The 11,748-nt window shown below is 71.1% G+C and carries 8 protein-coding genes and 1 pseudogene; 2 read left to right on the forward strand and 7 right to left on the reverse strand.

Annotation, left to right across the window (positions count from 1 at the left end; genetic code table 11):
• From DKT68_RS21745 to DKT68_RS21775, 7 genes and pseudogenes are all read right to left on the reverse strand, one after another.
• Positions 1-1,327: pseudogene (locus tag DKT68_RS21745) on the reverse strand (alpha-glucuronidase); the annotation flags it as partial.
• The gene (locus DKT68_RS21750; RefSeq protein WP_109819252.1) at positions 1,324-3,357 is read right to left on the reverse strand and encodes a beta-galactosidase; all 2,034 of its coding nucleotides are present in this window, start codon (positions 3,355-3,357) and stop codon (positions 1,324-1,326) included. The gene DKT68_RS21750 and the pseudogene DKT68_RS21745, both read right to left, overlap by 4 nt.
• Entirely contained in the window at positions 3,354-4,043 is a 690-nt protein-coding gene (locus tag DKT68_RS21755) for a DUF624 domain-containing protein (RefSeq protein ID WP_109819253.1), read from the reverse strand. The genes DKT68_RS21750 and DKT68_RS21755 overlap by 4 nt, the downstream gene beginning before the upstream one ends.
• On the reverse strand, positions 4,040-5,575 hold the full coding sequence (locus tag DKT68_RS21760; RefSeq protein WP_236647022.1) for a GH39 family glycosyl hydrolase: 1,536 nt from the start codon (positions 5,573-5,575) through the stop codon (positions 4,040-4,042). The genes DKT68_RS21755 and DKT68_RS21760 overlap by 4 nt, the downstream gene beginning before the upstream one ends.
• A gap of 120 nt (positions 5,576-5,695) precedes the next feature.
• Positions 5,696-7,333, reverse strand: a complete 1,638-nt coding sequence (locus DKT68_RS21765; protein WP_109819255.1) for an ABC transporter substrate-binding protein — start codon at positions 7,331-7,333, stop codon at positions 5,696-5,698.
• Positions 7,334-7,386: 53 nt separating this feature from the next.
• Positions 7,387-8,295: a carbohydrate ABC transporter permease gene (locus tag DKT68_RS21770; RefSeq protein ID WP_236647023.1), complete on the reverse strand. Its 909-nt coding sequence runs from the start codon at positions 8,293-8,295 to the stop codon at positions 7,387-7,389.
• Complete coding sequence (locus DKT68_RS21775) at positions 8,292-9,278, reverse strand: ABC transporter permease (protein WP_236647024.1); 987 nt, start codon at positions 9,276-9,278, stop codon at positions 8,292-8,294. The genes DKT68_RS21770 and DKT68_RS21775 overlap by 4 nt, the downstream gene beginning before the upstream one ends.
• A gap of 246 nt (positions 9,279-9,524) precedes the next feature.
• Between DKT68_RS21775 and DKT68_RS21780 the strand changes: the two genes are divergently transcribed.
• The gene (locus DKT68_RS21780) at positions 9,525-10,562 is read left to right on the forward strand and encodes a LacI family DNA-binding transcriptional regulator (RefSeq protein WP_109819257.1); all 1,038 of its coding nucleotides are present in this window, start codon (positions 9,525-9,527) and stop codon (positions 10,560-10,562) included.
• Between the two features lie 13 nt (positions 10,563-10,575).
• The gene (locus DKT68_RS21785; RefSeq protein ID WP_109819258.1) at positions 10,576-11,583 is read left to right on the forward strand and encodes an acetylxylan esterase; all 1,008 of its coding nucleotides are present in this window, start codon (positions 10,576-10,578) and stop codon (positions 11,581-11,583) included.
• Positions 11,584-11,748 lie beyond the last annotated feature (165 nt).

The following is an 11,748-nucleotide window of genomic DNA, read 5'->3' on the forward strand; positions in this document are numbered from 1 at the left end:
CCTCCTCGACCACGTCGGCGACCGTCGGCCCGCCCGGCCCCCACAGCGCGAACCGCACCACCTCGCTCCACCAGGGACCGAGGTGGCAGACGTGTCGCTGCTGGCCGGTGTACTCCTGGGTCACCTGCAACTCCACCGCCAACCGGGTGGCCGGCATCGCGGCGAGCACCGGGGAGACCGGCTCGCGCGCCTGGAAGTCCAGCGGACCGAACTTCACCTGGAGGACCACGTTGGCGTGGAACCGCCCGTCGAGCGGGACGAAGTGGTCGTACGCGGCCCGTGCCCGATCCGTGGAGCGGTCCCGCCAGTCCTGGTGGTGGTTGTAGACGAACGCCCGCCAGTGCACCACTCCCCCGTACGGGGCGAGGGCCTCGGCGAGCAGGTTCGCCCCGTCGGCGTGGTCGCGCCCGTAGGTGAACGGGCCGGGTTGCCCCTCGGAGTCGGCCTTCACGACGTAGCCGCCGAAGTCCGGAATGCGCTCGTACACCCGCCGGGTCGTCTCCGCCCACCAGGCGCGCACCGCCTCGTCCACCGGGTCGGCGGTCGGCAGGCCGCCGAGCACCACCGGCGCGGCGAAGGTCACCGACAGGTGCACCCGGACGCCGTACGGGCGCAGCGCGTCCGCGATCTCCGCCACGTCGCCCAGCCGGTCGGTGAGCAGCCGCGCCTCGGTCCGGCCGACGTTGACGTTGTTCACCGAGATCGCGTTGATCCCGCAGGCGGCCAGCAGTCGCCCGTACTCCCGGACCCGGGCCAGGTCGCCGCGCGGCCGGCCCTCCCGCCAGAAGATGGAGCCGCCCGCGTACCCCCGCTCGACCTGGCCCATCACCGGGTGCACCGCCACGTTGTCCCAGTGGTTCAGCATCCGCCGGCGCAGCGCGGGGCGGTGCCGTTCCGCCGGACGGGTCGTGTCGAACGCCGCCGGGCCGAGCCGGACCAGGTGGAACAGGCCGTACAGCAGGCCGGCGGGCGCGTCGGCCAGCACGGCGGTCACCTCGCCCGCCCGCGCCAGCACGAACCCCTCGTCGCCGAGCGCCTCGTCGGCGGCCTTCGCCAGGGCCCCCTCGCCCGCTGCCCGCGCCGCCTCCACCACCGGGCTCGGCAGCTCGGCGGCGCCGCGCAGCGCGAGCACCAGGTCGGCGTCCACGACCCAGGACGGGGAGTGCCACATCCGCCCGCCGTACCGGGCGCAGGCGTGGGCGACCTCGTCGAGGACCGTGTCGACGAGCGTCCCGTCGCCGTGCACGAGGACCCGGCGCGCGCCGAGCGCCCGGAACGCCTCCGGCGGCAACCAGGCGGCGTGCACGCGCGGATCCTCGGGGCTCACCGGTCCTCCCGCAGCACCACGACCCCGTACGCCGGCAGCCGCAACGGCTGCGCGGCCTCCGTCCGGTCACCGGTGAGCAGGTCCACGGCGCCGGTCGGGGCGGTCACCTCGACCGGTTCGGCGCGGTGGTTGAGCAGGAACAGCAGGCGCGTGCCGTCCGGCGCGACCCGGACGGCGGACTCCACGTCCGGCAGGTCCGGGCAGGGCCCGAACAGGTCGTGCCGGGCCAGCACCTGACGGACCACCCAGGACACCCCGGTCTGGTCCAGCCCGGCGGCGACGTACCAGCCGTGCCCGTCGCCGTAAGCGTTGCGGGTCACCGCCGGGGTGCCGGCGTAGAAGTCGGCCTGGTAGGTGCCGAGCACCTCCGCGCCCTGCGGGATCACCAGTTCGAAGAGCAGCCGCGCCTCGACGTCGAGCTGGTCGGCGCCGGCGCCGAGGCGGACCGGGTTGACCACCTCCGGGCCGCGGGCGTCCCACTCGTCGACCCGGATCCCCATGAGCTGACCGAGCGGGCCCGGCACGTCCATGAGGAACGCCTGGTCGTTCTCGTCCACCCGGCCCGACAGGTACGTGGTCAGCACCGAGCCGCCCCGGGCGGCGACCGCCTCCAGGCGCTCCGGCAGGTCTTCCTTGAGCATGTGCAGGGCCGGCGCGACGACCACGTCGTAGCCGGACAGGTCGGCGGTCACCGCGACCACGTCCAGGTCGACCCCGACGTCCCAGAGCGCCCGGTGGTACGCCAGCACGACCTGCTGGTAGCGGACCAGGCGGGACGGGCCGTCGGAGATCTCCAACGCCCACCAGCTGTCCCAGTCGAACAGCAGCGCCACCCGGGCCGGTGTCCGCGCGCCCAGCGACGCCGGGCCGAGTCGGGCCAGCTCCGCTCCCAGGTCGGCGACCTCCCGGAAGACCCGGGTGTCGGAGCGGCCGGCGTGGCCGATGACGGCGCCGTGGTACTTCTCGCTGGCGCCCCGGGAGGCGCGCAGCTGGAAGAAGAGCACCGCGTCGGCGCCGTGCGCCACCGCCTGCCAACTCCACAGCCGCATCAGGCCGGGCCGTTTCAGCGGGTTGACGTCGCGGCAGGCGGTGACGCTGGGGGTCTGTTCCATCAGCCAGAACGGTTGGCCGTCCTTGAGCCCGCGCATCAGGTCGTGGGTCAGCGCCATCCGGGCCGCCGACTCGTCGTCCGGCGGGTAGTTGTCCCAGGAGGCGAAGTCCAGGTGCGGGGCCCAGCGGTGGTAGTCCATCGGCCGGTACATGCCCATGAAGTTGGTGGTCACCGGCAGGTCCGGACTGGACTCGCGGATGGCGGCCTTCTCGTCCCGGAAGTTGGTCAGCATGGCGTCGGAGGAGAACCGCAGGTAGTCCAGGGTGATGCCCGGGAAGGCGGTGTGGTCCGGCCCGCGCCAGTGCTCGGTGAGCGCCGACGGCGGCTCGATCTGCTCCCAGTCGGTGAAGGTGTGCGACCAGAAGGTGGTGTACCAGGCCGTGTTCAGCGCCTCCAGGGTGCCGTGGCGGCGGCGCAGCCAGTCGCGGAACCCGGCCGCGCAGAGCCCGCAGTAACAGGCGCCGCCGTACTCGTTGCCGACGTGCCAGGCGACGACCGCCGGGCTGTCGGCGTAGCGGCTGGCGACGCGGCGGGCGAGTTCGGCGGAGAGCCGGCGGAACACCGGTGAGCTGGGGCACGAGTTGTGCCGCTGCCCGAAACGGTGTCTGCGGCCCTCGAAGTCGGTCCGGGTCACCTCTGGGTACGCCCGCGCCAGCCACGGCGGGTGGGCGCCCGTTCCGGTGGCGAGGCAGATGCCCCGCCCCTCCGCGCCGGCCCGCTCGACGATCCGGTCCAGCAGCGAGAAGTCGTACACGTCCTCGGCGGGTTGGGTGAGCGCCCAGTCGAACACGCCCACGGTGACCAGGTCGATCTGCGCGGCGTCGAAGAGCCGGTAGTCCTGCTTCCACACGTCCTCGGGCCACTGCTCCGGGTTGTAGTCGCCGCCGAAGGGAACCTTCGCGGTGCGGGGCAGGCTCATGCGGTGAACTCCTTCCGGATCCGGTGGACCATCGGGTCGCCGATGCGCAGGAACGCCAGGACCACGACCGCACCGAGCATCGCCAGCACCGCCTCGGAGAAGACCGCCGTGATCCCGGCCGCCGCCGCCAGCAGCAGGGCGTTGCCGATGGTGACACCGGGGGTACGCACGAGGAAGTGCGCGGCCAGCCGGAGCACGTCCCGGGTGCGGAAGTCGAACAGCGAGGTGATCACCAGGGCGTTGGCCGCGCAGAGCGTCACCCCCGCCCCGATGAGGACCAGCGGCACCGCCCACCAACCGGGGACGGCGGCCGCGCCGAGGTTGGCGAGGTTCACCGCGAGCACGGTCAGCCACAGCAGCGTCGGCGCCCAGACCCGCAGCGCGCCCGCCAGGTTGGCCCGGTAGCCGCGCAGGAACACGGCGGCGGGTCGCAGATCCGTCACGTCGGGGCGCTGGTGGCGCAGGGTGTACAGGGCGGCGGAGACCGCCGGGCCGACCGGCGTCAGGAGGACCGCGGCGACCGGCAGATTGCTGGCGTCGGGACTCAGCAGGAGCAGCGGCAGCAGGCCGGGCAGGGTGGCGAGCAGGAGCAGCAGCTCGACCACGAGCAGGGTGTAGACGCGGGCGGCCGCCCGCGACAGTGGGCCGTCGCCGAACTGTCGCCAGGTGTGCGCGGCGCCGCTCACGGCTGCTCCTTCCGGTCGGTCCCGGCCGGCAGGCCGAGCAGGCGGTCCGTGTCCCACCACGGCGGGGTCTCGTCCACCACCGGGCTCAGCTCCAGGAGGGTGACCTCGTGCCGGGCGAGGGTGAGGTCCACCTCGACCCGCCCGGCGGCGACCGGCAGGGCACGGTGGGTACGGGCCGGCTCGGCGGCCTCCCGCAGCGCGTCGAGCTGCCGGGCCCTGGGCGAGCGGGGGCGGCCCATCTCCGCCCAGGCCGCCCACGCGTTGCCCGCGTCCTCGCTGACCGACGAGCGGAGCAGGAACGCCGACGTCGTGCGGGGCGGGCCGAGCGGGACAGACAGGGCCAGCGGGTGCCGGTCGGGTGCCGGCGACCGGCCGGTGACGTCCACCGGAGCCCAGGCCAGCACGGCGATCCGCCCGTCCGGGTGGCGGGTGACCAGGTGGTCGTCGCCGCGCGCCAGCACCTCATCGCCGAGGCGGGCCATGAAGGCGTACAGGTGGTAGGTCGGTTTCTTGATCTGACGGTGGGTGAGCAGGCCGAACCCGCCGTGGAACAGCGCGGTGGGCACCCCGACCTCCTCGAACATGTCGCTGAAGGTCCAGTACGAGAAGGAGTCGACGAGGTCGCCGCCGGCTGCCAGAACGGGCGCGAGGTACGCGGCGTGGAACGCCGTGTCGTGGATGGGGTTGTCCGGCCGGTAGGAGGAGTTGAACTCGGTGATGTGCACCGGCAGGCCCGCCAGGGCGGTGCCGGCCAGGTGCCGGCGCGGTGCCGCGAACTGGGTCAGCAGCTCCGCCGCCGAGGCGAGGGTCTGGTGGGTGCCGAACGGCACGTGCTGGGCGGGCCCGGAGGTGTAGGCGTGCCGGCTGACGAAGTCGACCGGCACCTGGCGGTCGGTGACGAACTCGGCGAACGGCACCAGCCACTCGTCCGCCCCGGGCGAGATCGCCGGGCCGCCGACCTGCAACGCCGCGTCGACCTCCTTGACCGCGTGCGCGCTCACCTCGTAGAGGCGGTGGTACGCGTCCCGGTCGGCGCCCTGCCAGAAGGGCACCAGGTTGGGCTCGTTCCACACCTCGATCGGCCAGCCGCGTACCTCGTCGAGGCCGTACCGGTCGACCAGGTGGGCGACCGCGGCGCGGACCAGGTCCGCCCACTCCGACCAGGACCGGGGCGGCGTGACGTTGCCCCGCCACCAGAACACCGTCTGGTCGCCGGAGGCCAGGCCCGAGGGCATGAACCCCAGCTCGACGAACGGACGGATGCCGAGGTCGAGGTAGGCGTCGACGACCTGGTCGACGTAGGTGAAGGAGTGGTGCACCCGGCGCTCGCCCCGGTGCTCGTACGGCCGGTGCAGGCCGACGCCGTCGCTCAGCAGCCCGTGCCCTCGGATGTGCCGAAAGCCGATGTCGCGTTGGATGAGGGCCAGCGAGTCCTGGTAGTCACGCCGCAGGGCCAACTCGAAACGGCCGGTGCCGACGCAGCGGCGCCAGGCGTCGGTGAGGCGGCCGGTGGCCTGGTCGGGAACGGTCATGCGCATTGCTGTCCTCTGGTCGTCCTACCCGGCGCCGGGCGGTCGGGCTGACCGCGCCGGCCGGGGGCCGGAGGGTCCGGCCGGGCGGTGGGCGCGTCACCCGACCGGACCCTCCGCTGATCAGCCGTTGTTCTTCTGGAAGCGCTCGTACGCCTTGTTGACCATGTCGATGTACTGCTCGGAGTTCTTGGCCTTCAGCTCGGCCACGTACGCGTCCCACTCGGTGAGGGGCCGCTGGCCCAGGGCGAACTTCAGCGTGTTCTGGGAGACGAAGTCCTTCAGCGGGGTCTCCCAGAGCGACACCTGTTCGCGCTCCTCATCGGTGAACGGGTAGGGCGGGGCCACCTGCCTCGGCGGGCGGGCGTCCATCACCTTCTGAAACTCCAACTCCTCCGGGGAGAAGAACCCGCGGACCAGGTCGGGGGTGCCGCCGTAGGCGAAGACGCCGTTGTAGAAGCCGAAATCCTTCTGCAGGTGTTTGGGGGCCTTCGGGTTGAGCCCGAGGACGTCGACGTCGGCGGTGACCGAGCGCTTGCCGGACGCGTCCTTGGTGAAGGTGACGCCCTCGACGCCCCACCGGGCGAACTCCTGGCCGGCGTCCGAATACCACAGCCAGTCGATGAACTGCATCATCGCGACGAAGTTCTTGCTCTCCCGGGCCTTGGAGGAGATCATGACGCCGTTCTCCAACCGGGGGAACGGATTGATCTCACCGGCCGGGCCGACCGGCAGCGGGATCTTGGTCATCTTCGCGTTCGGCAGGGTCTTGGCCAGGTCGGGTCGGTGGTTGTTGACAAGGGTCTGCGCGTTGCCGGTGACCACGAAGGACTTTCCGTTGGCAAGCTTCTGGCGTGCCTGGTCGTCGGTCTGGGTGAAGCTCTCCGGGTCGAGCAGGCCCTCGGCCACGAGCTTGTGCAGGTACGTGAGCATCTGCTTGTACTGCTCGGACGCGCCGGTGTAGTTGAACTTCTTCGCCGCCGGGTCCCAGGTGGCGTGCTGGTAGTCCCAGCCGGCCCGCGTGCCGTAGGACGCGGCGAGGATGTTCAGCAGGGCGCCGGTCGGCGTGGGCTTACTGAAGAGGTCGGAGTACGGGTAGACGTTCGGATACTTCGCCTTCATCGCCTTGAGCACGGTGTACAGCTCGTCCCACGTCTTCGGAACCGACAGGTTCAGCTCCTGGAGGATGTCGGAGCGCACCAGCACCGTGTAGTCCTGCGTGGGCTTCTCGTGGACGCCGGGCAGCAGGTAGAACTTGCCGTCGGACTGCCGCAGGTCGTCGATCTCCGGCTTGAGGTTCCACCTGGCGATCTTGTCCTTGAAGTTGGGCATCAGATCCAGGTAGTCGCTCACCGGGAGGATCGCCCCGGACGAGACGAACGCGTTCTCCTGCGGGTGGTACGTCTTCGGAATGATCAGCGGGGCGTCCCCGGCGCCGATCAACAGGCTGCGCTTCTGCTCGTAGTCGCTCAGCGGAACGGCGACGGGCTCGATCTTCACGTTGGTCCGCTTGGTCAGCTCCGACCAGAACAGCCAGTCTTCCTTGAGCGGGTAGAACGTGTGGTTGTTGTAGAGGGTGGAGAAGGACAGCGCCTCGGTGGCCTTGAACTGGTCGCCGACGCCGTAGTTGGCCATCGCGCCGGCCCGGTTCTCCGAGAGGTCCGTCGACTCGCCGGGGTCCTCGGAACAGGCTGTGGTGAGGGTGAGCGCGAGCAGACCCGCGGTGGCTGTCGCCACGCGGCGCCACGTCTTGTGGAGCATGGCTCGTCCTTTCGGTGGTGGGGGTTTGGAGGTGATACGGCGCGCTACCGGCGTCATCCCTTGACGGCGCCGAGCATCACGCCGCGGACGAAGTACCGCTGGACGAAGGGGTAGACCGCCAGGATGGGCAGGGTGGTGAGCACGACCGTCACGGCCTGGAGGGTGGCCGCTGCCTGGACCTTGTCGGCGTCGGCGGCTGCCGACTCCGCACTGGTGGCGCCCGCGATGAGGTTGCGCAGGTACACGGTGACCGGGAGCAGGTCCTGCCGGTCGAAGTAGAGGAACGCGGTGAACCACGAGTTCCAGAAGGAGACCGCGTAGAAGAGCACCATCGTCGCGATGATCGCCTTCGACAACGGCAGCACGATGCGCAGCAGGATGCCGTACGTGTTCAGCCCGTCGACCGCCGCCGCCTCCTCCAACTCGGTCGGCAGGCTCTCGAAGAACGCCTTCATGACCAGCAGGTTGAACACGCTGATGGCGTTGGGGATCACCACGGCCCAGATGGTGTTCTTCATTCCCAGGCTGGTGACCAGCACGTAGTTGGGGATCAGACCGCCGGAGAAGAACATGGTGAACAGCGCGATGCCGACGAGGACGCCGCGCCCCTTGAGCTGCGGCTTCGACAACACGTACGCGTAGCAGGTGGTCAGGACGATCGAGATGAGCGTGGCGACCACCGTGTACACGACGGTGTTGCGGTAGTTCGTCCAGAACATCGAGTCGGACATCACCAGCTTGTACGAGGTCAGGTCGAACCCGCGCGGGACCAGGTTCACCCTTCCCGAGATGATGTAGGCCTCCTCGCTGAGCGAGCGGGCCACGATGTTGAGGAACGGGTAGAGCGTCACGATCACGACGCCGATCAGGACGACCGTGTTGACGATCCGGAAGATCCGGTAGCCCCGGCTGTCCACCGGCCCGCGCGTCGTCGGGGCGTCTCGCTTCGTACCGAGGATCACCACAGGCTCGTCCCCACCGTGCGGCGGGAGATGAGGTTCGCCGACAGGACCAGGATCAGCCCGATCACCGCCTCGAAGAGACCGATGGCGGCGGCGTAGCTGAAGTTGCTGGACTGGAAGCCCATCCGGAACAGGTACGTGGAGATCACGTCCGCGGTCGGGTACGTCAACGGGTTGTAGAGCAGCAGGATCTTCTCGAACCCGACCGCCATGAAGCTGCCGATGTTGAGGATCAGCAGCGTCACCATCGTCGGGCGGATCCCGGGCAGCGTCACGTGCCAGGTCTGCCGCAGCCGGCTGGCGCCGTCGATCCGGGCGGCCTCGTAGAGGTCCTCGTCGATCGTGGTGAGCGCGGCGAGGTAGAGGATGGTGCCCCAGCCGACGGTCTGCCAGACCTCGGAGGAGACGTAGATGGTGCGGAACCACTCCGGCTGTTGCAGGAACGCCACCGCGTCTCCGCCGAACAGCCGGACGAGCTGGTTAGCCGTGCCGTCGATCGACGTCAGCTGCATGACCATGGCCGCCACGATCACGATCGACAGGAAGTGCGGCAGGTAGGAGACGGACTGGACGAACCGCTTGAACCGGCGGGCGCGTACCTCGTTGAGCAGCAGCGCCAGCACGATCGGCAGCGGGAAGCAGAACAGCAGGGTCAGCGTCCCCAGCACCAGGGTGTTGGTGAACACCTCCCAGAACGTCGGGTCCGTGAAGAACATCCGGAAGTACCGCAGCCCGACCCAGTACTCGCCGAAGATGCTGCCGCCCGGCTTGAACCGCCGGAACGCGATGATGTTCCCGATCATCGGCAGGTACCGGAAGATCAGGAAGAACAGCAGCGGCAGCACGGCGAGCGAGTAGAGCTGCCAGTCCCGGCGCAGCGCCTGCCGCCAGGTCCGGCGACGGCGGGGCGACCGCGGGACGGTCTCCGCCGGCGCGACGTCGCGGGACGGCGCACCGCTGTCGACCGACACCGGACTTCTCATGCCCAGACCCCTTCAGCTCGGGCCACATCCGCGTCCGCGCGGGACCGGTTGCATGGCGAGCGGTACGCGACCCGAAACTTTCCGGAAACCTGCGTAACCTTTTCGGCAACCTAAGTCCACCATCGATGCGTGTCAAGGCCCTCAACTCGACCCTCGGCGATCCCTTCCCGCGCTCAGCGCCGTCCGGCGGGACCGTCTGATCGTGTTAGGGTCTCCCGAAACTTTCGGATGCTGCATGAGGCTGCGATGACAGAGCACGACCCGCTCGGCCCACCCGCCTCCACCACCATCGCGACGATCGCCAACGACGTCGGCGTGTCGGTCGCCACCGTCTCCAAGGTCCTCAATGGACGCTCCGATGTCGCGCCCGGCACCAGGGCCCGCGTCGAGGCGAGCCTCGACCGCCACCGGTACCAGCGCCGGGGCAGGAGGCACCCGTCCGGCCACGGCCGGATCGATCTCGTGTTCCACGAGTTCGACGTCGGATGGGCCATGGAGATCCTGCGGGGCGTCGAGGCGGTGACCAGCCTCGCCGGCGTCGGGCTCGCCGTCTCCCAGCTCGACGGCGCGCACCGCCCGCCGTCACGGTGGCTGGACGCGCTGCTCACCGACCGGCCGTTGGGCGTGGTGTTCGTCCTCTGCCACCTGGCCGAGGCTCAGCAGCAGCACCTGCGGCGCCAGGGCATCCCGTTCGTCGTCGTCGACACCGACAGCGCGACGTCGGCCGCGGTGCCCACCGTCGGGTCGAACAACTGGAACGGCGGCCTGCTCGCCACCCGGCACCTGCTGGAGCTGGGACACCGGCGGATCGCGCTCATCTCCGGGCCACCCGACGTGCTCTGCAGCCGCGCCCGGGCGGCCGGTTTCCAGTCCGCCCACGACGAGGCCGGGGTCGCGGTCGATCGCGAGCTGGTCCGGTACGGCGGCTTCTCCGCCACCGCCGGGCACGAGCACGGCCTGCGGCTGCTGCGCTTGTCGGACCGGCCGACCGCGATCTTCGCCGGCTCGGACATCCAGGCCATGGGGGTGCTCCGGGCCGCCCGCCAGTGCGGCCTGCGGGTGCCCGAGGACCTCTCCGTGATCGGGTACGACAACCTGCCGCTCGCCGCCTGGACGGACCCCGCCCTCACCACGATCAACCAGCCGTTGCGCGACATGGCGGGTATCGCCACCCAGATGCTGCTCGGGCTGGCGCGGGGCATCGAGCCGGCGACCAGCCGGATCGACCTCGTGACCGAGCTGGTCGTCCGCGAGAGCACCGCACCGCCCGCCCACCCGCGCTGACAAGCGAGGACCCGTGCCCCACTCCGACTCCCTCGACCAGCTCCAGCGGTACGCGCCCACCGTCGTCGAACCCAACGACTTCGACCCGTTCTGGCGCGACACGATCGGCGAGGCCGCCGCCCGGCCGGTGCTCGTCGAGGTCCGCCCGGAACCCACCGACCTGCGGCTGGTCGACTCCTGGGACGTGACGTTCGCCGGCTTCGACGGCGACCCGGTGCGCGCCTGGTACACCCGCCCGGCGGGCGTGCGGGCGCCGCTGCCCGCCGTCGTCGAGTACGCCGGCTACGGGCGCGGACGCGGCCTGCCACACGAGCGGCTGACCTGGCCGGTGGCCGGGTACGCGCACCTGCTGATGGACAACCGGGGCCAGGCCGGGCAGTACGGCGCCGGTGACACCCCGGACCGGCACGGCGCTCCCGGCGGGCCGTGGCCGGCCACCTGGGGGATCCTCGACCCGCGCGACTACCACTACCGACGCCTTATCACCGACGCGGTCCGGGCCGTCGACGCGGTCCGGGACCTTCCCGGGGTCGACGCGAGCAGGGTCGCCGTGGCCGGCAACAGCCAGGGCGGTGGCCTCGCCCTCGCGGTGGCCGGTCTCGTCGGCGACCTCGCCGCCCTGGTGACCACCGCCCCGTTCCTCTGCGACGTGCAACGGGCCATCGGGTTGACCGAGGCGGCGCCCTACGGCGAGATCGCCCGGTACCTGGCCGTGCACCGGGAGGTTGAGGAGGCGGTCCGGCGCACGCTGTCGTACGTGGACGGGGTGACCTTCGCCCGGCGGGCGACCGCCCCGGCGCACTTCGGGATCGGCCTGCGCGACACCGTCTGCCCGCCGAGCACCGGCTTCGCCGCGTACAACCAGTACGGTGCCGCGACCGGCCGGCCCGTCCCGCCGGAGCGGGAGATGCACGTCTACCCGTTCAACGGGCACGAGGGCGGGGAGGCCGTCCACGTACGGCGCCAGCTGCGCTGGCTCGGCGCGGTGCTCGGGCCGGCTGTCATGTCCGGACGGCACTGAGGGGCCGCGGCGTGGGCTGACCGCCCAGTCCTGTCAGGCCACACCGCCGGGACACACCGGACCGGCCGGTCAGCAGGCCGTCCACCGTACCGCGGTCACCGTGCCGCCGGTGTTGCGGAAGCCCACGACGGTCCCGTCGTCGGCGATCGCCGCGCCCCCCACGCC

The sequence above is a fragment of the Micromonospora acroterricola genome, assembly GCF_003172955.1.
GTDB classification, from domain to species: Bacteria; Actinomycetota; Actinomycetes; order Mycobacteriales; family Micromonosporaceae; genus Micromonospora; species Micromonospora acroterricola.